This window comes from Beduinella massiliensis (assembly GCF_900199405.1).
GTDB classification, from domain to species: Bacteria; Bacillota; Clostridia; order Christensenellales; family Aristaeellaceae; genus Beduinella; species Beduinella massiliensis.
The window spans coordinates 2,320,834-2,343,336 of record NZ_LT963430.1 but is presented as its reverse complement, the minus strand read 5'-3'; the positions used below and the strand labels follow the sequence as shown (position 1 = coordinate 2,343,336).

The window sequence follows — 22,503 nt, the reverse complement described above, 5'->3', positions numbered from 1 at the left end:
GCTTCGCTCCATTGTTTTCATATTGCCAAAGCTTCGATCATTATAGCAGATAAGCGGCTTCGACGTAAAGGGTGGAGCGCTATGTCCGGGGCCAGAAGAGCGCCGCTCCTGCAAAATTTTGACCGGAAAGCCTAGGAGGGTCCCATTGATTTATCCGAATGTTACCAACAAAACCGCGCAAAGTGAGAATGGACAAATTATTAAGATTGTGTTACAATTTTCGCGGATTAACAACGCGATTCGCGCGATTAGATTGGGGTACGACAAAGCGTGAGGAGGAACGTCGAAATGAAACGAAGAAGAGCGGTACGGGAAAAGTGGCTGGCGCTGTGCACGGCGCTGCTGCTGGGGTTGATGCCCGCATTTCCGCTCGCGGCGGAAAGCGCGCCGCTGACGCAGCGCAGCGCGGCGGCCTCCGGCACGGTGCGGGTGTATCTTTCCTCGCTTTCGTCGCTCTCTTCGCTGGATCTGACCATCGCGGGCAGCTACAGCGTGAACGGCGACACGACGCAGGCCTTCACGCGCGGCGATCAGGTGACGGTCAGCTGTTCGGGCAGCTCGCTGACGCTTTCCAAGGGCGGCGTCGCGCGCTCGATGGGCTCCAGCTTTAAGCTGCGCCGCCACCAGACGAGCGGCGAAAACGGCGTGCGCATCGCCCAGGCCCGCAACAGCGCGAACCTTTACGGCGGCGACATCGAGTTTCGCGCCAATGGGGGAAAGGTGCAGGCCATCGTGCACGTCTATATCGAGGATTACATGAACGGCGTGCTGCCCTATGAGATGAGCAATGGCTTCCCGCTGGAGGCGCTCAAGGCGCAGGCCGTCGCCGCGCGCACCTATGTGGCCGCGAAAATGGCGCAGAACCGCTCCACCTACGACGTGGTGGATACGACCAGCGATCAGGTGTACCGCGGAACGCCCAGCGGCAACGCGACCTGCAAGCAGGCGGTCGAGGAGACGGCGGGCATCGTCGCCATGTACAACGGCGCTTACATCGGCGCGTACTACACCGCCAGCAACGGCGGACAGACGGAATCCATCAAAAACGCATGGGGGACGAGCGGCTATCCGTATCTCTCCGTCAAGGACGATCCCTACGACCTCAAAAACAGCATGTCGCCGACGCGCTCCGTGACCGTTTACAAGACGCCCTCGCAGGGGACGAGCAATCAGACGCTGGAAAGGCTCGTCAAGCAGAAGGTGGCGAGCGCGACGGGACTGTCCACGGACGGCGTTACGATCACGGAATACGTGAACGTTCGTGCCTACGACCCCAAGTTTGCCGATCCCTCGCGCCTGTACCGCAAGGTCGAGTTCACCGTGCGGGTGCAGGGGCTGTCCTCGCCCGTGACGGTCTCGCTTGATTACTTCAGCGAGATGGAAAGCGCGCTGAGCCTGAGCCTGAACACGACGCAAAACGAACTCGTCAGCGTCAGCGAGACGGACAGCACCTTCCGCATCACGGCGAGGCGCTATGGCCACGGAATCGGCATGAGCCAGCGCGGCGCGCAGCAGATGGCGAGCGAGGGCATGCGCTATGAGGACATCATCGGGTTTTATTACCCGGGGGTCTCCCGCGTGAAGATCAATTTTACGCGCGCGGGTCTGCTTCAGGCGTTGGGCGGTTCCAGCTGGCCTGAGGAAGCGCCCGGCCCGGACGACGGAAACGACGGCCCGGACAATGGCGAGGAGACGATAGCGACCGCGGTGGTTTCGCTCTCCTCCGCTTACGACGTGCTTAATTTGCGCGCGCAGAAGAACACGGATTCCGGGGTCATCGCGCGCATTCCGCACGGCACGCAGCTCGCGGTTCTCGAGGACGACGGCACTTGGTGCCGCGTGCGGTACGGCGTGCAGACGGGTTACGTCGTCAGGAGTTATTTGACGTTTGTGTCCGCGCAGGAGACGCCCGTGCCTGGCGAAACGACGCCGCGGCCCACACAGACACCGGGAGGACAGACCAGCGGCTACAAGGCCTATGTGGTGCTCAGCGGCGGATACCTCAACCTGCGGGCAGAGCCGTATACCTCTTCGGCCGTGCTCGCGCGCGTGTACAGCGGTGAGATGCTCGACGTGCTGGATACCTCCTACAGCGGGTGGGTGCGCGTGTCGCGCGAAGGCGTCGTAGGATACGTATCGCGCCAGTACGTGCAGATCATCGAGATTTCGGGCGGCGGTTCGTCCGCAGAGCCTACGCCCACCCCTGTTCCGGAGGCGACGGCAACGCCGGAACCGACGGGCACGCCCGACCCCGACGCCATCGCGACGCCGGAGCCTACGCCCACGCCTGCGCCCCAGAAAGAGCTGCGCGCCGTGGTGGAGCTGTCCAGCAGCAGCCAGACACTCAACCTGCGCGAAACGCCGTCCCTGGATTCCCGTGTGATCGCACGGCTGCCGCACGGTATGGTGCTGGAGGTCGAGGAACGCTATCAGACCTGGAGCCGGGTAAACGCCACAGGGCTTGTGGGCTATGTGCTCAACAGCTACGTGCGCTTCGAGGAGTATGTTCCGGCGCCGCAGACGACGCCGACGCCGGAGGCGCCGCTGAATCCGGAGGCGACCCCGGACCCCGAGGCGACGCCCGCGCCGGAGCAGACGCCGCAGCCCACGAACACGCCCGTGGCCACCGAGCTGGTCGCGCGCATCGCGCTTTCGGGCCCGGGCAGCAAGCTGAACCTGCGCGCGTCGGCCGGAACCTGGGCGGACGTGCTCACCCGCATCCCGCATGGGGCCTACGTGCATGTGGAAAGCTACGACCCTGCATGGAGCCAGGTACGTTACGAAGGATGGACTGGCTACGTTTCCTCACAGTACCTGGTACTGGAGGAGCGCCCGGTGCAGACGCCTGAGCAGACCGATTCACCGGAGAGCACCCCGGCGCCTACGCAATCGCCGGAGGAATGGATGCCCAGCGAGGTTGTCGTTTCAGTATCCAGCAGCCTGAACATGCGCAGCACCCCCAGCACGCGCGGGAAGATCGTTGCGCGCCTCTACGACGGTGAACGCCTGACGGTCGTCGGGCAGGGGACCGGTTGGTATCAGGTGCGCTATGGCTCTGTGGAAGGCTGGGTCAGCGCGGACTACGTCGTGCCGATCTACGCAGACGCGCCGCCTGAGCCCACGAAAGCGCCCGCTCCGACGCCAGAGCCCGAGCCGACGGCGAGCCCGGAACGGACGGAAGAACCGGGACAAACGGCAGAACCGACGGCAGAGCCGGACCACACGCCTGAGCCGGAAAGAACCGCGGAACCCGAAGAGACGCCCGCCCCTGAAAAGACCCGGGAACCGCAGCCGACGGCGAGGCCCGGCGACGTCATCAACACGGGCGAGGCACGCCAAGGGGCGGCCCTTCGCGAAAAGACGCGGGACGACGCGCCGGTGCTGCTCTCGATGGAGCAGGGCGACGACGTGCGCGTCGTAGAATACACGTCCTCTCAGTGGGCGCGCGCGGAATCGCAGGGCGTTTACGGCTACGTGCGCTTGACGGATCTGTACCTGGATTATTGGGCGGCTGTCTGTGATCTGAACGGTTCGGAAAGTCCGCTCTACGAGGAAAAGAGCGAGGAATCGGCGGCGGTGGGCACGCTGTCGGACGCAGAGGTGGTCACCGTCTATCGGGTGGAGGACGGCTGGGCGCGCGTGCGCACGGGCGGAGGCCGGGAGGGCTATTGCCTGGAAGGCCTGCTCAACATCCTGTAATCGAGGAACATACGATGGAAAAATGGCGGAAAGCTGGAGAACGGATTGATGACTTACAGTTTGGGCGCATGCACATCCTGCAAAAGCCCGGTGCGTTTTGCTTTGGAACGGACGCCGTGCTGCTAGCTGACTTTGCGGCCGCGCGCGTAGGCGAACACGTGGTGGATTTCGGCACGGGCACGGGGATTCTGCCGCTGCTCATTGCCTCGCGCACGGAGCGCACGGTGTTTGACGCGTTGGAAATCCAGGCGGACATGGCCGAAATGGCGGCGCGCAGCGTTCAGATGAACGCTCTGACGGAGCGCATCCGCGTACATCATGCGGATCTTCGGGGAGCTGCGGAGCTGCTCGGCTATGAATGCGCCGATCTGCTCGTCTGCAACCCGCCCTATGGGCGCGCGGGCGCCGGGCTTCTGAATCCCGAAGATACGAAAGCGCTCGCCCGCCATGAGACGGCGTGTACACTGCCTGAAATTGCGCAGAGCGCCGCGAAGGTGCTGCGCAACGGCGGGCGCATGTGCGTGATCTTTCCCGCGCCGCGCATGCTGGAACTGACGGACTGTATGCGCGCGCAGAGGCTGGAACCCAAGCGCATGCGGCTGGTCTACGCGCGGGCCGACAAAGCCCCCAAGCTTTTGCTGCTGGAATGCATCAAAAACGGCAGGCCCATGCTGCACATGCTGCCGCCGCTTCTGATGAGCGAGATGGACGGCTCACCGACCGCGGAGGTCGAGCGCATCTACCGGATAGCCCGGTAGTCAAAGGGCCCTGTACTGAAACTGGCGATACCTGCTGACGATGGCCAGACAAAGGCAAAGAAGCGAGGGGATCAACGCGTACAGCCGGCCGGTGAAGATGTAGAAAAGGTAGAGGAAAAAGCCGTAGAGCAAATAGCGCCGGATTTTTTCCGGCTCGAAGACCACGGCGCGCAGCTGCTCCCAGGCAAAGGGGTGGCGCTGCCTGCGCCCGAGCGCGACGAGCTGTTCGTCCGTCGCGGGGGAGAGGTGCCCCGCCATCGCGGCGAGGGCGTCGCCGTCTACGGCGCGCACGGGAGGGACCAGGGTTTGACACAGGCGGAGCGCCTGCGCGTCAAAAGAGCAGGTCGCACACAGTACGCAGCGCGCCGCGCCGCTGCCGATGCGCGCGCGCTGTGCTTCCAGCACGTCGCCGCAGGATACGCGTGCGCTCACGTGGGCGCGCTTGCAGCGGACGAGGAGCGTTTCGTCGTGGAAAACAGCCAGGACGCCGAAGGGCGTCTTTTTTTCAATACGAATGGGATAGACGCTTTGAAGGCAGCGCGCGGCGCATTCGGCCGCCGCCTGTTCGCCGAGCAGCGTCATTTCCTCGAGCGCGAGCATCCCGCCCAGGCGAACGCGCAGTGCGCTTTCGCGCTGGTGCAGGGTCTTTTTTTGCCAAAGGGAGAGCGTGATGCAAAGAAGCAGGCCCAGCGCGCTGCCCGCGGCGAGGGAGCTGGCCGCATTTCCCCAAAGCCTGTAAAACCACAGGATAGACAGAAGAAAGAGAAGCGCGCGCAGGCCGACGCGGTCCAGCAGGCCCGCCAGGGCGCTCTTTTGCTCAAACGGTGTGATCATATATCCATCCCTCCGCGGGTAGTGTGCCCGCAAAAGGCCGCGGCATACAAAGGCGCCGCCCGGAGATTGCCTTCTTCGGGCGGCGCCTTTTGTCAATCCGTATAGGTGTATCGTGCGGTTATGCGCGGCATGTTGCTGTACATGCCGTAGGCATCGCCGTAGACACGGTAGTATTTGCCGACTTCCCATTGGGTCTTGGTGCTGTTTTCGAGCATGACCAGTTGTTCGATGCCGTCGGTGCCCGTATCCATGATTGCGAGCTGCGGCTGCGTGCTCACGATGCGGGTGATCGTGCCCTTGCAGACGTAGACCTGGCCCTTGCGCATGTTGATGTTGTTGATGAGGTCCTGGTAGTCCGCGGCCTTGAACGGCCACGCCTTGCGCGTATACACGTCCGCCGGGGGCATGTAGTACATGACGTGGGTGACCACGGAGTCCGCGCGCCCCGGGTATTGCGCGCGCACCGTGATCGTGTTGTCGCCGATCGTGGGGAAGTAGGCGATGAAGTTGAACGAACCGTTGGCGTCCACTTCGACGTCGCCGCCCTTCACGAATGCCAGCTCGCCTTTGTTGATGAGGGTGAGCTCCGCCTCGCTCTGGACGCTGTAGGGAGATTCGATGGTCACCGTCGCCCCCGGGAACGTGGTTGCGTAGATGCGGGCATAGGCGCTGCTGGATTCGACCAGCGTATCCGCGGCGAACTCGAGCGCGATGTCCTGCTGGGGACGGTTGAGGACGATTTCCATGTTGTTCTCGCGGCAGTACTTGCTGCGCACCGAAACCTGAATGCGGTTTTCGCCGGTCGGCTGCACCTGCACGTTGCTGGAGACGACGCCGTTGTTGTTGACCTGGTCGGAGACGTTGGTGCCATCGATAACGACGCGGCTGCCTTTCTCGACCTGAAGACGAATTTCAAAGATCGAGGTGGAAACGTCCGCGTAGGGCGATTCCGGGCGGACGAGCGTAATCGGCGAGAGCGGCACGCTGATGGTGTACTGGATCGGCGAGAGCGCCGCCTGGTCGCCGTCGCTGTACTTGATGAAGGGCGTGAGCTCGACGTCCATCGTGTCGCTGGTGACGATCTCCGTGTTCTCGTACCAGTAATAATCCGGAATTTCGATGGTCGCCACGCCGTCCGTGACGATGTAGGACGTCTGCAGTTCGCGCACGTAAATCTGCGCGCCCTCCTTGCCGGAGATGGTAATGATATGGCCCGGCTGCTCCTTGACGGTCGCTTCTTCGATGGTGACCTGCGAAGCGATCGTCTGCGGCGCGGAGAGGCCCGAGAGGTTGATGAAAAGGGAAATGCCGAAGTAGCTGGTGGCGATGACGGCCACCGCTGCGGCCAGCCAGACGAGCAGCTTGGGCCACAGGCGGCGCTTGCTGTGAGGGCGCTTGCTGTGCGCGCTCGAAGCGGCGTAGGTGCGCAGCGTGGTGCTCGAATAGGTATGCGTGTCGCGGTAGTTGCGCGTAGGCTGATAGTCGGTGTATGCGCCGGGATCCGTCTCGTCCACAGGGCTTTCGTAGCCGTCGTAGAACACGGGCGCGTTTTCGTCTGTGTCGTCGAAGATGAAATCGTCGCCAGGCGCTTCGTCATAGGGGTCTCCGGCCGGCGGTTCGGGGGGCGGGGGATTCTCCGAAAGCGCGCGCGCGTATTCGCGTCGCTTGCGCGCGCGCCTTTCCTCCAGCGGCTCCTGCGGCAAGTCGTCCGGCGAATATTCTTCTTCGGCGTCCTCTTCGGGCAGAGGACGGATGACCGTCGCGGTGCGCAGGCTTTCCTGTGCCGCGCGGGCGCGCGCGCGCATCTTCTCCAGGTAGACCTCTCCGCGCACGCGCCGCTCTTTGAGCTGCTCGATTTCCCCGGCGAGCTGCGCGTTGTCGTCCTTTGGCGCGGCGTCCTCGGGTTCTTCGCTGAGCACGTCTACGGTCTCATCCTCGTCATAGCGTTCGTAGGACGTCTCCGGCACCGCGTCCCGGAGCTCCTGCTCCCAGCCGCGCGTCGCTCCGGCATCCTCCAGGGTGTTTTTCGGCAGCGGCGCCCCGCATTTGAAGCACCTGGGGAAATCCGCTTTATTCCAATATCCGCAGGACGGACATTTCATGGGCGTTCAACCTCCATTTGTCTCGATACGCATAAGAGAACCGTAAATAGCTTCTATTCGCAATCGCGAGGCCAAAATCCTGCCGCTGCGGGAATTTTGAACCGGTCAACGAAAAGTCGGCGAGAATACTAGCCCAGCCGGTTCTTTCGTGTTATACTATGTACATATGGCTGTAAGCAATGGAGGATGGTTATGGACAATTTTAGAGAAGAGGTCGTCGTACGCCGCAACCGCATACTCAACGACCTGCTCTACGTCATGGCGTGGATTTTGATCGTTGTATTCGGCCTGGTGGCGCTGATGCTTCTGCAGAGCACGATCATGGTGCTGAATTTTAACATCATGGCCATCGTGACCATGCTGGCGACCGGCGGCATCGCGGTAATGCTGTTTTTTAAGAAGGACGTCCTGCGCACGGAATACGAATACACGTTCACCAACGGCGAGATGGACTTTGCCCGCGTGTACGGCAACAACAAGCGCAAGGAACTGGGCAGCATGCGTATCAAGAACGTGGACGCCTGCGGATGGGTGGCAGGCCCCAGCTTTCAGCGCTACGTCAGCATGCCGGGCGTGCGCAAGGACAACTGGTTCCTCAACCGCGATTCCAACCTGTTCTACTTCTACTTCGTGAAAGAAGGCAGCAAGCGCATTATCGTCATCGAACCCTCCAAGGAAATGGCCGATCTGATCCGGCAGTACGCGGCGCACGGCGCGTTTCAGGGCTGACAGGCAGGCCGATTCGATCAATCTGACGCCTCCGGCTGCACCGCCGGAGGCTTTTCATCGGAGGAAACCATGGAAGTTTATCTGGACAACAGCGCGACGACCCGCCCGTTCGACGAGGTGATCGAGGCGGTGTCGCAGACCATGCGCGCGTCCTTTTACAACGCTTCCGCTGCTTATAAGCCTGCGGTGGAGGCGGAAAAGAAGATGCGCGACGTGCGCGCCTGTATCGCCCGCGCGGCAGGCGCGCGGGAGGACGAGGTCGTGTTTACGAGCGGCGGCACGGAGGGCGACAACCTCGCTATCCTGGGGACGGCGCAGCTTTGCCGCAGGCCGATGCGCTTTTTGTATAGCGCGGTGGAGCATCCGGCGGTGATTCAAGCCATGGAGCGCGTTAGCGGGATGGGGCACGACGTCGAAGTCCTGCCCGTGACGGCGCGCGGCGTACTGGATATCGAGGCCGCCCAAAGGCTGCTGACGAAGGACACGGCGCTGGTGAGCGTGATGCAGGTCAACAACGAAACAGGCGCGGTGCAGCCTATCGGCGCGCTCCGCGAATGCATGGCGAGCCTTTGCCCGCAGGCCAGGCTGCACGTGGACGGCGTGCAGGGATTTTTGCGCGTCCCGTTTTCCATGAGCAGGCTGGGCGTGGATCTGTACACGCTCAGCGGCCATAAAATTCACGGCCCCAAGGGCGTAGGGGCGCTGATCGTCCGAAAAGGCACGCGCCTTGCGCCGCACATGCTCGGCGGCGGTCAGGAAAACGGCCTGCGCTCCGGCACCTACAATACGCCGGGCATCGCCGGGCTCGGCGCGGCGGTGAAGACGTTCATGGGGCTGGAGGCCCCGCTCGCGCACTTGCTTGATATGAAGCGGACGCTGATGGAGCGCGTCCTCGCCGGCGTTCCCGGCGCGCAGGTAAATGGCCCGCTTGCGGGCGAAGCGGACGCTGCGCCGCATATCCTGAACATTTCGTTCCCGGACGTGCGCGGTGAAGTGCTGCTCCACGCGCTGGAGGCGCAGGGGATCTACGTGTCCACCGGTTCCGCCTGTTCCAGCCACAGGCAGAAGGTCAGCACGGGCCTTCGGGCGATGGGCCTTTCGCCGGCGCAGGCCGAAGGAGCGATTCGCTTCAGCCTTTCGCCCATGAACACCCTGCAGGAGATCGAGCGCGCGGCGGATGCGGCCATCGCGGCGCATGCGCAGCTCAAGCTGTTTAGGAGGCATTGATCGATGAGAGAATTATTGCTCGTCCGTTACGGCGAGGTTCACTTAAAGGGGCAGAACCGCCCTTATTTTCTGCGCACGCTGGTGAACGCCGTGAAAAACGCGGTGCGGGAGATCGGCGGCAACGTCTGGATTTCGGACAGCCGGATCTTCGTTTCCGACGCGGAGGATATGGACGAATGCATTCGCCGCGTGACGAAGGTGTTCGGCGTGCATTCGGTCTGCCCGGCCGTCGAGATGGAGAAGGACGATTTCGAGGCGGTCTGCCGGGAGGCGGTCGAGCTCATGCGGCCGCTTACAGGCACGTTCAAGGTGAATGCGCGCCGATCGGACAAGCATTACCCGCTCGATTCGCCCGCGATCAACCATCAGGTGGGCGGGTGCGTGCTCAAAAACCTGCCGGAGCTCCGCGTGGATGTCCATAAGCCCGATCACGTGCTGAGCGTGGAAATTCGCGACAAAGCGTATTTGTACGTGCGCTGCATTCCCGCGGTGAACGGCATGCCCATGGGCACGAACGGCCGCGCCTGCCTTCTGCTCTCCGGCGGCATCGACAGTCCGGTCGCGGGCTTCATGATCGCCAAGCGCGGGGTGGAGCTCTGCTGCGTGCATTACCATTCCTTCCCCTACACGAGCGAGCGCGCCAAGGAAAAGGTCGTGGAGCTGGCGCGCATCCTGAGCGAATACTGCGGAAAAATCAGGCTGTACGTGGTGCCCTTCACGCAGATTCAGATGGATATCCATCAGAAGTGCCCGGAAAACTATACGACGCTGATCATGCGGCGCTTTATGATGCGCATCGCCGAGCGCGTGGCGCGCATGGACGGCGCGCAGGCGCTCATCACGGGCGAAAGCGTCGGACAGGTTGCGAGCCAGACCATGGAGGCGCTCGGCTGCACGGACGAGGTGGTCGGCATGCCCGTGTTCCGTCCGTGCATCGGGTTTGACAAAATCGAGATCGTGGAGCGCGCGGAAAAGATTGGAACGTACGAAACCTCGTCGCTTCCCTACGAGGATTGCTGCACCATCTTTACGCCCAAGCACCCGACGACACACCCCAAGGCCGAGCTCATCCGCAAGGCGGAGGAGGCGCTGGCGGGCGAGGCGCTGATCGCATCCGCGCTGGAGGGCGTCGAAGTGATCGAGGTCGGTGCATGATCGCTGGATTCGGGCCGCTTTGCCGGACGGCAGGGCGGCTCTTTTGCGCAGGGCCGACGGATGAATGCGGAAGACACTGCCAGCAAATACCGCGATTTCAAGGATTGACGGAAAGCGCGGTATCGTCAATAATGAATACACCTGTAATGGAAGGGGGCGTACCCACGTGAAAAAGAGAATGATCGTATGCTGCTTGCTTCTCCTGCTGCTCGGAATCGCTTCGGGCGCCGGGGCGGAGGATCAGGCGACCTATCAGCGCGCGGCGGACTTCCTGATCGAGATTGAGGAGGACGGAAGCGCGATCGTTTCGGAGAGATGGGAAGTGGAGTTCAGCGGGGAGGACGAGTTTTCGCGCTATGGGCGCGTATACCTTCCCTCGCAGCGCTATGCGCTGACGGATTGGCGTGTCGCCGTGGATGGGAAGCCGTGCACGATCCTTGGCGCTCCGGATGAGGCCAGACCGGAAGGCCGGGCCGCGGTCTACGAGGACGAGCGCGGAACAGTGGTGGAGGTATACCATCGCAGCGAAAACGAAGCGCGCACGATCGAAATCGGTTACACGGTTCAGGACGCAGTGCTTCTTTATGACGATGTCGCTGAATTTGCGTGGAACCTGACGGGCGCGAGCGAGGTCTCCCATACGGGGTACGTACGGGCCTCCCTGACGTTGCCGTACGCGGAAGGGGCGGAGACTGCGGATTATCACATCTGGGCGCACGGTCCTCTGAACGGCAGCTTGGTGAAGGAAGACGCTAACCACGCATCTTTGAGCGTCGGCGACGTGCCGGGCGAAGAGCCGCTGGACGTCCGCGTCGCCATGCCGCCCGATTGGTTTACCGGCGGGCACAGGATGGATGGAAACGGTATGGAGACGATCCTTGCGCAGGAAGCGCGCCTCGCAGAGCGCGCGAACTTCCGCAGGCACGCCCTGACGATTCGCCTCTGCGTCCTGGCGGCCGTAGCGGCCCTTTGTCTATGCCTGGCCTGGATATTGAAGCGTACGGGCGTTATCGGGCGCGGCGGCTACGCGACAGGCGGCGAGCGCGTGCGTTCCGCCTGGCGGCACGACGCCGCAAACGAGCCGGAATATCTGTATGCCCTGCCCGACGGCCGCTCTCCGGCGCTCGTGGGGCTGCTGTGCCATTTTTACGACCGGGCGGACGTATCCGGGCAGATTTTGACGGCGACGCTGATGGAGCTGAGCCGCAAAGGCTGTGTAAAGATAGAAAATGACACGGATCAGGCGTATCTGTCGTTCAATAAGGTGGATGCGGAGCTTTTGCCGCACGAACAGGCGATGCGCGAGCTGCTCTTGTGGGCTGCGCAGGACAGGGCACGCCTGTCGATGCAGGATGTCAAAGCGCGGATGGAAGAAAAGCCGGAGGAAGCGAAGAAAAAGCTGGATGCGTTCTTTGCGCCCGTCGAGACGGAACTGAAATCGTTGACCGAAAGGCCCCGCTGGAACCAGAACGGATTCGTGCTGGCGGGCATGTCGTCTGTGCTTGCCTTCCTACTTTGCGTCGGGGTGACGCTGCTGACGTCCGTCGAAATGTACCTGTCGGGCCTGCTGCTCGCTGCGGCGCTCTTTTTCATCGTCCTTCGATGGGGCGCGCCCGGCGTCCGCCTGAGCCAGGAAGGGGAAGATGTGCTCGCTGGTTGGAGCGCATTTGGGCGTTATCTGGACGCCTTCGTGCTCGAAAAAGAGACGGAACTGCCCGATGTGAACGTGTGGAGGCAGTGGATCGTCTACGCCACGGCCATGGGCAGGGACGAGCGGCTGCTCGAGGCGCTTCCGCTGCGCTATCCGGAGATGAAGGCGGGGCCCTATGACGGGGGTGTGAATCCGTGGTACAATTATGCCCTGTATTCCTCCGCGATGAACAGCAGCCTGCATGACCTAGGAGATTCGATGCGCACGGCGTCGAAGTGGCAGCCCGCCGCGGATGCGAGCGCCGCTGGCAGCGGCGGCGGCTTTTCCTCTTCCGGCGGCGGCAGCGGCAGCGGAAGCGGCGGAAGCTTTTCAAACTGAGACGACGGCAGGAGGCGCGGCGATGAAGTACAAATGCTTGGTGCTAGACCATGACGACACGGTGGCGATAAGCACGCCCGATATTCACTATCCCGCTTTCGTCGACACCCTTTCCGTGCTGCGCCCGAACATGCGCCTGACGCTGGAAGAATTTCTGCTGGCCAGCTTCGATCCGGGCTTCAGCGACTTCTGCTATGAGACGCTTGGCTTTTCGGAAACGGAAATGGCATTTCAGCTTCAGAATTGGCGAAGACACGCGGAGAACAAAATTCCGCGTTTCTATGACGGCATCGCGGAGATCGTTCGGCTGCAGAAGGAAGCGGGCGGGCACGTCTGCGTGGTGTCGCACTCCTACGCCGACAACATCCTGCGCGATTATCGGGAAAACGGATGCATCGCGCCGGACGCGGTCTTCGGCTGGGAGCAGGGGGAGGGCAGGCGAAAGCCTGATCCTTACCCGCTCCAGGAGATCATGGCACGCTTTGGTCTTTCGCCCGGCGAGCTGCTCGTCGTCGATGATCTCAAGCCCGGTTTTGACATGGCCCGCGCCTGCGGCGTGTCCTTCGCCTGCGCCGGATGGTCCGGACGGGTGGAACAAATCGAGCGGTTCATGCGCGCGCACTGCGATTTTTACTTTGAGACGGTGGAAGCGCTGCGGGCCTTTCAGTTTCCGACTCGTTGATCGGCGGGGGTGAATTTTTCTCTTCCCGTTCGCCGGCAAATCGGGTATAATATCTGCTGTTACGAATCTTGGAGGAGGACGCGGCGTGCAAAAGATCGGCGTATTCGGCGGCAGCTTTAACCCGATTCACAGGGGCCACATCGCCATGGCCCTTTGCGCGCTGGACGCTTTTTCGCTTCAAAAGATGCTTTTGCTTCCGACCGGTAACCCACCGCACAAGCGGGAGGGGCTGGCGGACAAGCGCGACCGCTTGGAAATGGTGCGCCTTGCGGCGCTCGAGGATGCGAGGCTTCAGGCCTGCGATCTGGAGGTCACGAGGGGCGGCGTGATATACACGGTCGATACGCTTCATCTCCTACGCGCGCGCATGCCGGACGCCTCGCTGTATTATCTGATCGGTGCGGATACGTTGCTGGATCTGCACACCTGGCGACATGTGGACGAGGTGCTCTCGCTTACCAGCTTTATCGTGTGCGGGCGGCCGGGATACGGATCGGAGGAAGTGATCTCATGTATGGACACCCTGCGCCAAAGCGGTGCGGTCATGTATTGGCTCGACATGCCGGCGCTGGACATATCGGCGACCATGGTGCGTGCTCTTGCTGCGCAAAAGGGGCCGCTGGAGAAGGCCGTCACGGCGAAGGTCGCCGCGTACATACGAAACCACGCTCTGTACGGCGCGTGACGGAGGGCAGGGCGATGACGCGAACTGACATGCTGAAAAAGCTGAAGAAGACGCTGGACCCGCAGCGCTACAGCCATACGCTGGGCGTCGAGGAGACGGCCGTTCGGATGGCGCGGACGTTCGGGGCGGACGAGCGGAAGGCATCGCTCGCCGGGCTTCTGCATGACTGCGCAAAATGCTGTTCTTTGCAGGAAATGAACGCGTACGTACAGAATGATAGCATAGCACAGACGGTAGATAGCGACATGCGCGCTTCGCGCGCGCTGATGCACGGCCCTGCAGGGGTGGCGCGTGCGCGCGCGGAATACGGCGTGGACGACCCTGAGGTGCTGCACGCCATCCGTTACCACACGACAGGATGCGCGGGCATGTCTGCTTTGGACAAGATCATCTATCTGGCGGACATGATCGAGCCGGGGCGCAAGGAATACCCGGGCCTTTCGGACGTGCGCGCCCTGTGCGAATCGGATCTTGACGGCGCAATGCGCCTGGCCTTATCCCAAAGCGCCGGCTACGTGAACGAAAACCGCCAGGCGCTGCATCCCGATACGCAAAAAGCGCTGATCGCGCTGACAGAACCTTTACAGGAGGAAACGAAATGCTGAGCAATGAACAAATGGCTATTTTCGCGGCGAGACTGCTGGACGAAAAAAAGGCGCAGGACATCATGCTGCTGGACGTGCACGAGATGACGGTCATCACCGATTACATGCTGATCTGTTCCGGACGCTCCGTGCCGCAGGTGAAGGCGCTTTGCGAGCACGTGGAGGAGAAACTCTATGAACAGGGCTTCGACCCGCGCCGCAAGGAAGGCGTAGGGGACGGACGGTGGATCGTGCTGGATTACGGCAGCCTGATGATTCACATCTTCCATGAGCAGGATCGCGCGTATTATCAGCTGGAGCGCCTGTGGTCGGACGGCGCGAACGGCGTGTGCTTTGAAGAGGCGCAGGGCGAAGGGCAGTAAGGTATGATGAAAAAAAGGGACGTACTGATCATCGTCCTGGTGCTCGTCGCGGCGCTGGGCGCGTTTTCCTATACGCAGAGCAGACCGCCGGAGAGGATGACGATCCCGGCGAATACCGCCGGGCGCGTGGAGCCTACGACGCCGCCGGAGGAGACGGCCGCGCCGAAGGCAGAGGATCAGCCCCGCACGACCACGGCGCCGGCTGAAACGGCGGACGCGCAAACGGAAGCGCCCCCGGCGGCGGAGCCCACAGCGGCAAACGCACAAAGCGCAGTGGTGGGTCCGCCCGTGCCGCAGCGCATTCAGACGAACAACTACGTCGTCATCGAGGTAAAAAGCAAGCGCTGGGGCGACCCCATTCCCATGGATATGGACAAGGAAATTACGGTCAGGCAGGAGAACGGGGCGGTCAACGTCGTCAGCATTACGCCTACGAGCGTCAAGATGCATTCTTCCACCTGCGAAAACCAGGACTGCGTCTATCAGGACGAAATCCCGATCAACTACATGGAGACGAACCGGATTCTGGGAAATCTCATCGTGTGCCTGCCTAATCAGGTGGTCATCCGGCTCGTCGCAGGCGAGGAGGAAGCTCCATGAGCGAGCGGACGAGGCGCGTGGCGCTTTCGGGCCTGCTGACCGCGCTGATGGTGATCCTGGGTTACTTTGACAGCGCCATCCAGATCCCGATCCCCATACCGGTGCCCGGCATTAAGCTGGGTCTGGCGAATTCGGTGCTCCTGTATTCCGTGTACATGATGGGTATCGGTCAGACGTTGATTTTGATGGTGCTCAAGGTTCTGATTACGGGATTCATGTTCGGCAACCCGCAGATGATGACGTACAGCTTTATGGGCGGCCTGCTCAGCGTTCTGATGATGCTGCTCGTCAGGCGGATCAAGGGAGTCAGCGTCATCGGGACGAGCGTCGTCGGCGCGGCGTTTCATAACGTCGGTCAGATCCTCGTCGCGGCGCTTCAGCTGAAGCTGCCGGAGCTGTTTACCACGTATCTGCCCATTCTGCTGGTAGTCGGCGTGGTTACGGGCGTGTTGACCGGCATCATCGCGCAGATGGTCATGAAGCACCTAAAGCACATGCCGCAGGCGAGGTCATAGCGAAAAACACGGCGGAGCGAAAGCCCGCCCTTTTTTCATGCCTGCGCGCGGGGAAAAGGCATTTTTGTATACCGCTTCCTTTTGTTTCAGCCGCTGCCATGCTATAATGGACGTACAAGGCGCATAGACGACCGGCCGCTCGCGGCCAAGGAAGCAGGAGGAGAAGGGGATGGAGCCTTACACGTTTTTTCTCGCGTCTTCACTGGAAAAGGTGTTTCCCGATCAAAAACCCGATGCGCTCGCCGAGGGGGCAGTGTGCACGGCATGGCGCGGGACGCGCGCGGGCGTGCAGCTCGTTTTTCATTCGCAGGCGGGGGCGGCGGCCTGGCGGTTCAAGGTGGCGGTCTCGGGCGCGCCTCAGATGCCGAGAATGCGGCGGGTGGAGTGCCTGCCTTCGGACTTCCCGTGCTATGAACGGCGCGATGAAAACTACCTGCGGGATCAGCCGGGCCTGTACCCGGATCTGCTTTGGCCGCTCGAAGCGGACGAGATCGAGCCGCTGCCCCGGCAGTACCGCAGCCTGTGGCTGACCTTTGACGTGCCCAAGGACGCAAGGCCGGGGGATTATCCGGTGCAGGTGACCGTCGCTGCGGTGGAGGATCACGTCGCCCCGAACGGAGCTCGCGTAAAGCGCCCCGAGGGTGCTCAGCGTGCGTGTGTCCTGCACTTTACGCTGCGGGTGCCGCGCGCGTCGCTTCCGCCCCAGAAGCTGTTGCATACCGAATGGTTTCACGCGGACTGCCTTGCGCAGTACTATGGCGTTGAAGCTTACAGCGAAGCGCACTGGAGAATTGTCGAGCGCTTTATAAAGGCAGCGGCGGAAGAGCATGGCATCAACGTGCTGCTGACGCCTGTGTTTACGCCGCCTCTGGACACCGCGGTCGGGCACGAGCGGCTGTGCGTACAGCTGGTCGACATCGAGCTTGAAGAAGGTGCCTATCGCTTTGACTTTTCAAAGCTTGCGCGCTGGGCGGATATTTGCCGGAGGAACGGCGTCGACACGCTCGAGATAGCGCACCTTTTCACCCAGTGGGGCGCGGCGGCGACGCCGAACATCTACGTGCACGAGCAAGGCGCGCTGCACCGAAAATTCGGATGGGACGTGTCCGCCAGGAGTCCTCTGTATCGTGCCTTTTTGGAGGCGTTTTTGCCTGCGCTTCGCCAATACCTCGCCGGTTTGGGGTATGACGACGAGCATGTGATCTACCACATTTCCGACGAGCCCTCGGCCGGGCATTCCGGCCAATACCGCGCGGCGCGGGCGCAGGCCGCCGACTTACTGCAGGGCTGCCGGATCATGGACGCGCTGAGCGACATTGGGTTCTATCGTGAAGGGCTCGTCGATCATCCCGTCGTCGCCGTAGACCACATCGAGCCTTTTGTCGAGGCGGGCGTGCCGGGGCTTTGGGCCTACTACTGCTGCGGCCAGTGCAAGGACGTCCCGAACCGGTTTTACGCGATGCCGAGCAGCCGGAATCGCATGATGGGTGTGCTGCTGTACCTGTATCGCATCGAAGGCTTCCTGCATTGGGGATACAACTTTTATAACGCGCAGTACTCCCTGCAGCCGATCGATCCGTATCGCGTAACCCATGCGAGGTACGCTTTTCCTTCCGGGGATCCCTATCTGGTCTATCCGGGGCCGGACGGAGAGCCGCTTTCCTCGATCCGCGCGGAAGTACAGGCGGACGCGCTCTTTGACCTTCGGGCGCTTGAACAGCTGGAATCGCTCGCCGGAAGAGCGTTTGTCGAGGAGATGATCTGCGGCCTTTGCGGCATGCGAAGGCTCACCTTTGATAATTATCCCAAGGATCCGGCGTTTTTGCTGAACCTTCGGGAGCGCGTAGCGGCGGAAATCGACGCGCGCTGCGACCAATAGTTTTTCCGTCCCCGTCCATCGCGTGGACGGGGATTTTGCGTATTCGTTCAAGGAACGTCCTTTGGCGTCGGATTCGCGCGCAATTTCGCGCGCAGGTACGACAACCCCGCCGTTAGGCCCGAACTATAATAGGGCATAAACGGATAGAGCGGGAGTTTTGTGTATGGCGCAGAGAAGGGTATGCAGGCTTGAAGTGGGGACAAGCACGGACAGGCGTGAAAAGCGCCGGGACGGACGGCGGCGGCATACCGCGCACAGCGCGGGGAAGGAGCGCCGTCAGGTGCGGATTGAACCGCTGCATTCGCTGTTCTTCTTCGCTTGTACGTTCCTGTCTTCCTTTGCGGCGCTTCCTTTCGGCAGCATGCCGGTCGCACCGGCATTTTTTGCGGCGCTGCTGGCCTTTGACGAGGCGGCGGCCTGGGGAGCGGCGGGCATCATCGCGGGCGCGCTCACGGGCGTTTTCCGCGGCGTCATGATGCAGGGCTGGCAGCTTCCGGAGTGTATCGTCATTTCGCTCATGATGCCCGTGGCGCGCCGATGCTTTAAGCCCAAATGGCATTGCTGGCTTTACGCGCTGTCGGCGTTCGCGGCGGCACTGCCGACGCTCTTCGTGCAGAGCGACAGATTCACCGCCATTTTTCAGTGCGTGGAGCTCGGCGTCGGCGTACTCGCGCTGACGCCTGTGTTTACGCGCATCATTCTGATGATCCAGGGACGGGAAAGCGCCGGCGCGGCGGACGACTGCCTGTGCATGCTGGTGCTCGCGGTCTGTATGCTGGCGGGTTTGAACGGGCTGGGAACTGCGGGCGGATTTCTCGTGCGCGTGGTGTCTGTCGCGCTTACGGGCGCCTGCGCCTATGCCGGAGGTGGCGTCGCGGGCGTGGCCTGCGGCGGCGCGGTCGGGCTTGCGCTGGCCTTGCTCGGGCGTCCCGCGCACGAAATCGTCCTTTTGCTGCTGACGGGCTTTTTCTGCGCCCTTGCGCGCGGCGGAACCCGCAACCGGGCGGCGGCGGGAGTCGGCGTCGCGGCGCTTTGCACGTGCGCCTTCTTTGGGCTCGAGTTCCTGCGGTGGGGGACGCTGCTGTCCATCCTCTGCGCGGCGGCGGCGCTGACGCTGTGTCCGCAGTCCGTGTTGATCTGGATGGAAAAGCGCATCTCGCCCGCCCTGGGCGAGGACGCGCGTGCGGAGCTATCGAGGCGCTATACATATCATAGCGTCCGCGACGTGGCTTGCAGTCTGCGGGAGATGACCGACGCGCTGCCCGCCCCGCACGCGCCACAACGGGAGGATGAGGCGCGCGTCGAGCGCTTTGCACAGGGCTTTTGCGAGCAGTGCGGGAAGCGAATGGTCTGCTGGAACGACGAATTCGCCCATACCAAGCAGTGGGTTTCTCAGATGCTGCGGCCTTTGCCGGAGCGCTCGGACGAGGAGGTGCGTCAGGGAGCCGAAGCGATGGGCTGCGAGCGAAGCCGCCACTTCGCGGAGGCGCGCAGAGGCCAGCTCATGCAGGAACGCATGGAAAATGCGGCCTATACGCGCTGCATTGAGCAGCACGGGACGATGAAACGCCAACTGGGAGCGCTGGCGCAGGCCGTGACGCGTCTGTCGGGCGAACTGTGCGAGGACATAGAACTGGACAACGCGGTCAGCGAGCAGATCAGGAGGGCGCTTACGCGGGCTGGTATACAGGCGCGGGTCATCTACGCGGTACGCAGCGGCGGACGGCTGCGGGTGATGGTGGAACGAAAGGACGAGTCCACGATCGGCAGCGTGCAGGAGGCCATCGCCGCGGCCGCCAAGACGCCGGTGCGCTGCATCTACGACGAACTGCTGCAAACCGAGCTGTACTTCGAGCAGGACGCTCCACTGGACGCCGAGGTTGCGGCGGCGAGCATGAAGAAGGCAGGCGAGGAGGTCGCGGGGGATAGCAACTTTACCCACCGGCTGCGGGGCGGAAGGTGCCTGGTGGCGCTCAGCGACGGTATGGGGAGCGGAAGCGCCGCGCGGCGGGAGAGCCAAGCAGCGCTCAGGCTCCTGTACCGCTGCTTCAAGGCCGGATATTCCCGAGCGCAGGCGCTCAAGGCGGTCAACAGCCTGATGGTTTCCTGCGCAGGGGAGGATGTCTTCGCGACGCTGGACCTGTGTCTGCTGGATCTATACGAGGGGCGTGCTACGATTGAAAAGCTGGGCGCGTGCACTTCCTTTCTGGTCCATGACGGCAAGTGCGAAGCGCTGGAAGCGGACACCCTGCCGATGGGCATGCTGTTGGACGTGCAGCCCTGTTCCCGCTCGGTGGAGGTGGACGTGGGCGACCTGCTGATCTTCATGACGGACGGCGTCGCGGATACGTTCCCGCAGGGGCAGGAAGGGCTGATGCTGGCGATCGACCGCCTGCGCACGCAGAGTCCTCAGACGATCAGCCGTGCGCTGCTGGAGCGCGCGCTGCGCGTACAGGGCGGGCAGGCGGGCGACGACATGACGGTGCTGTGCGTGCGCATCGTCGAGAGCGGCATGGAGGAATACCGGCAGGGACGAAAAAGAGGATAACCCAGGGTCGCCGCGGCATAAAGCGGTGACTTTTTTCTTTTTTTCGTCTTGCGCTTCCAGCCGTTAGCGGGTACAATATAGCCTGTATATGATGGGGGAAATATCCATGCTCGAAGAGAAGGTCCGCGAAGCGCTGCTGGGGCCGTGCGGCGTGCATACGGGGGATGTGGTGCTCGCCGCGGTCAGCGGAGGGGCGGATTCCGTCGCGCTGCTGCACGCGCTGTACGGTATGGCGAAGGCCGGAGAAATCCGGCTGGAGGCTGCGCACTTCGAGCACGGTATCCGCGGCGGGGAATCGCTCGACGACGCGCGATTCGTGCGTGCGCTTTGCGATACGCTGCAAATTCCGCTGCACGAAGGGAGCGCAGACGTACCGGCGCTTGCGCGGGCGTGGAAAAACGGCCTGGAGGACGCCGCGCGGCAGGCGCGGTATGCTTTTTTACAGGACTGCGCGGCGAACGGGGGCATCAAGGCCGTCGCGCTGGCACATCATATGCAGGATCAGGCAGAGACGCTGCTGCTGCATGCGGCGCGGGGGAGCGCAGGGCGCGGCCTTTGCGCGATGCAAGCGCGCAGCGGCCTTTACGTCCGCCCGATGCTGGGCGTAAATCGATCGGAAGTCCTCGCCTATTTGGATGAACGGGGCCTGTCTTGGCGTGAGGATTCGACCAACGCCTCTCTAGAGCCCGCGCGCAACCGCGTGCGGCACACGGTGATGCCGTCTCTTCGTAGTGTCAATCCACGCGTTGAGGAGGCGCTTTGCCGCCTGGCAGGCATGGCGCGGCGCGACGAAGCGTACTTTGACGAGGCGCTGAAAAGCCTTTGCCTGCCTGCGCCCATAGGTGTGCCCTACGGTCTGTGCATGCCGCTTAAACCCTTGCGGCCGCTCCATCCGGCGCTGCTGTCCCGGGCACTTTACGGGTTCCTCGTCGAGGCGGGGGTCAAAAACCTGTCCTATGAGTGCCTTGAACGGTTGGAAAATACGGTTAGAATGGGCGGTACGTGCAGCCTTACGGGCGGCTTTACGGCGCACGCGGGCTGGACGCATCTGCACGTCGTATCGGAAGGGTTCAGCCCCGAAACATCGTTTGAGATTCCGTTGCAAGAGGCGCTGGCAGGCAGAACGCTGCCCTTGGGCGGATGCCTGAGGCACGTCCCTGGAGAATATGAAGGGCTGGGCGACGGCATACGGCGGCAGGCTCTGCGTACGGATGCGCTGTCAGGCGCCGTCGTTCGCTACAGGCGGCCGGGCGACCGGTTTTGGCCGCTGGGCGCCGCCGGAGCGCAAAAGTTCAAGCAGACGATGATCGACTGCCGGCTGGATCGGCCTTTTCGAGACCTCGTCCCCCTGATTGCCGATAAAGACAGGATTCTTTGGGCGATTGGGCTGCGCGTGAGCCAGGAAGCGGCCGTCCTGAAGGACGGTCGGGGTGCGGAATACCTTGCCTTTTCGGGCAGATTGCCCTGGCTATAGAAGAAAAACGAACAAGAGGAAATAAGGAGCTTGAAACATGCAACAGGAACGCAGGATGTACAGGGACTTAAAGGACGAACTGCTGCTGACAAAGGAGCAGATCGCGGCGCGCGTGAGGGAGATGGGCGAAGAGATCACCCGGGATTATGACGGCATGGAGGGGGAGCTGGTGCTGGTCGGCATCCTGAAGGGCGCGATCGTCTTCTTTGCCGACCTGATTCGCGAGATCGATCTGCCGCTTTCGATGGATTTCATGGCGATTTCCAGCTATGGCAGCGCCACCAAGTCTTCCGGCGTCGTGCGTATCCTCAAGGATTTGGACAAGGACATCGTCGGAAAGCACGTGCTGGTCGTGGAGGACATCATCGACAGCGGCCTGACGCTCTCGTTCCTCAAGGACAATCTGCTCTCCCGCGGCGCGGCGTCGCTGAAGATCTGCACGCTGCTCGACAAGCCGGAGCGAAGGCGGGTGGACCTGCACGTGGACTACGCGGGATTCCAGATTCCGGACGAGTTCGTCGTCGGCTACGGGCTGGATTACGCGGAGACGTACCGCAATTTACCGGATATCGGCGTGCTGCGCCCGGAGGTCTATTCGAAGTAAGAAGATTTGCAAGCCG

18 protein-coding genes are annotated in these 22,503 nt (G+C 62.4%); 16 read left to right on the top strand and 2 right to left on the bottom strand.

Annotation, left to right across the window (positions count from 1 at the left end; all coding sequences use genetic code 11):
• Positions 1 to 288: 288 nt before the first annotated feature.
• Positions 289 to 3,699 (top strand): SH3 domain-containing protein, encoded by a 3,411-nt coding sequence (locus C1725_RS11380; protein ID WP_102411718.1) that lies wholly within the window; start codon positions 289 to 291, stop codon positions 3,697 to 3,699.
• A 14-nt stretch (positions 3,700 to 3,713) separates the two neighbouring features.
• A complete protein-coding gene (locus C1725_RS11375) occupies positions 3,714 to 4,457 on the top strand; it encodes a methyltransferase (RefSeq protein WP_102411717.1) in 744 nt (247 codons plus the stop codon).
• Here C1725_RS11375 and C1725_RS11370 read toward each other — a convergent pair whose 3' ends face one another.
• Together C1725_RS11370 and C1725_RS11365 are read right to left on the bottom strand one after the other, a co-directional pair.
• Positions 4,458 to 5,291, bottom strand: coding sequence for a restriction endonuclease (locus tag C1725_RS11370; RefSeq protein WP_102411716.1), 834 nt, complete (start codon positions 5,289 to 5,291; stop codon positions 4,458 to 4,460).
• Between the two features lie 92 nt (positions 5,292 to 5,383).
• Positions 5,384 to 7,393 carry a zinc finger Ran-binding domain-containing protein gene (locus C1725_RS11365; RefSeq protein ID WP_102411715.1) on the bottom strand — a complete coding sequence of 670 codons (2,010 nt, stop codon included), beginning with the start codon at positions 7,391 to 7,393 and terminating at the stop codon, positions 5,384 to 5,386.
• 192 nt (positions 7,394 to 7,585) lie between these two features.
• Between C1725_RS11365 and C1725_RS11360 the strand changes: the two genes are divergently transcribed.
• The 14 genes from C1725_RS11360 to hpt all read left to right on the top strand — a co-directional run bounded on the left by C1725_RS11360 (position 7,586) and on the right by hpt (position 22,487).
• On the top strand, positions 7,586 to 8,122 hold the full coding sequence (locus tag C1725_RS11360; RefSeq protein ID WP_102411714.1) for a hypothetical protein: 537 nt from the start codon (positions 7,586 to 7,588) through the stop codon (positions 8,120 to 8,122).
• A gap of 69 nt (positions 8,123 to 8,191) precedes the next feature.
• A complete protein-coding gene (locus tag C1725_RS11355) occupies positions 8,192 to 9,349 on the top strand; it encodes an aminotransferase class V-fold PLP-dependent enzyme (protein WP_102411713.1) in 1,158 nt (385 codons plus the stop codon).
• A 3-nt stretch (positions 9,350 to 9,352) separates the two neighbouring features.
• Entirely contained in the window at positions 9,353 to 10,504 is a 1,152-nt protein-coding gene (thiI, locus tag C1725_RS11350) for a tRNA uracil 4-sulfurtransferase ThiI (RefSeq protein WP_102411712.1), read from the top strand.
• Positions 10,505 to 10,670: 166 nt separating this feature from the next.
• On the top strand, positions 10,671 to 12,533 hold the full coding sequence (locus C1725_RS11345) for a DUF2207 family protein (RefSeq protein ID WP_346026607.1): 1,863 nt from the start codon (positions 10,671 to 10,673) through the stop codon (positions 12,531 to 12,533).
• A 22-nt stretch (positions 12,534 to 12,555) separates the two neighbouring features.
• A complete protein-coding gene (locus C1725_RS11340) occupies positions 12,556 to 13,215 on the top strand; it encodes an HAD-IA family hydrolase (protein WP_102411710.1) in 660 nt (219 codons plus the stop codon).
• 85 nt (positions 13,216 to 13,300) lie between these two features.
• A complete protein-coding gene (nadD, locus tag C1725_RS11335) occupies positions 13,301 to 13,900 on the top strand; it encodes a nicotinate-nucleotide adenylyltransferase (RefSeq protein ID WP_346026606.1) in 600 nt (199 codons plus the stop codon).
• A gap of 14 nt (positions 13,901 to 13,914) precedes the next feature.
• The gene (yqeK, locus tag C1725_RS11330) at positions 13,915 to 14,505 is read left to right on the top strand and encodes a bis(5'-nucleosyl)-tetraphosphatase (symmetrical) YqeK (RefSeq protein ID WP_102411708.1); all 591 of its coding nucleotides are present in this window, start codon (positions 13,915 to 13,917) and stop codon (positions 14,503 to 14,505) included.
• Positions 14,499 to 14,867 carry a ribosome silencing factor gene (gene rsfS, locus C1725_RS11325; RefSeq protein ID WP_346026605.1) on the top strand — a complete coding sequence of 123 codons (369 nt, stop codon included), beginning with the start codon at positions 14,499 to 14,501 and terminating at the stop codon, positions 14,865 to 14,867. The genes yqeK and rsfS overlap by 7 nt, the downstream gene beginning before the upstream one ends.
• A 3-nt stretch (positions 14,868 to 14,870) precedes the next feature.
• Positions 14,871 to 15,467 (top strand): NusG domain II-containing protein, encoded by a 597-nt coding sequence (locus C1725_RS11320; RefSeq protein ID WP_102411707.1) that lies wholly within the window; start codon positions 14,871 to 14,873, stop codon positions 15,465 to 15,467.
• Positions 15,464 to 15,982 carry a Gx transporter family protein gene (locus tag C1725_RS11315; RefSeq protein WP_102411706.1) on the top strand — a complete coding sequence of 173 codons (519 nt, stop codon included), beginning with the start codon at positions 15,464 to 15,466 and terminating at the stop codon, positions 15,980 to 15,982. The genes C1725_RS11320 and C1725_RS11315 overlap by 4 nt, the downstream gene beginning before the upstream one ends.
• 169 nt (positions 15,983 to 16,151) lie before the next feature.
• Positions 16,152 to 17,861, top strand: a complete 1,710-nt coding sequence (locus C1725_RS11310) for a glycoside hydrolase domain-containing protein (RefSeq protein WP_102411705.1) — start codon at positions 16,152 to 16,154, stop codon at positions 17,859 to 17,861.
• A 163-nt stretch (positions 17,862 to 18,024) separates the two neighbouring features.
• Positions 18,025 to 20,409 (top strand): SpoIIE family protein phosphatase, encoded by a 2,385-nt coding sequence (locus C1725_RS11305; RefSeq protein ID WP_102411704.1) that lies wholly within the window; start codon positions 18,025 to 18,027, stop codon positions 20,407 to 20,409.
• A 106-nt stretch (positions 20,410 to 20,515) separates the two neighbouring features.
• Positions 20,516 to 21,883: a tRNA lysidine(34) synthetase TilS gene (gene tilS, locus C1725_RS11300; protein WP_346026604.1), complete on the top strand. Its 1,368-nt coding sequence runs from the start codon at positions 20,516 to 20,518 to the stop codon at positions 21,881 to 21,883.
• 37 nt (positions 21,884 to 21,920) lie between these two features.
• Positions 21,921 to 22,487: a hypoxanthine phosphoribosyltransferase gene (gene hpt / locus C1725_RS11295; RefSeq protein ID WP_428829583.1), complete on the top strand. Its 567-nt coding sequence runs from the start codon at positions 21,921 to 21,923 to the stop codon at positions 22,485 to 22,487.
• Positions 22,488 to 22,503 lie beyond the last annotated feature (16 nt).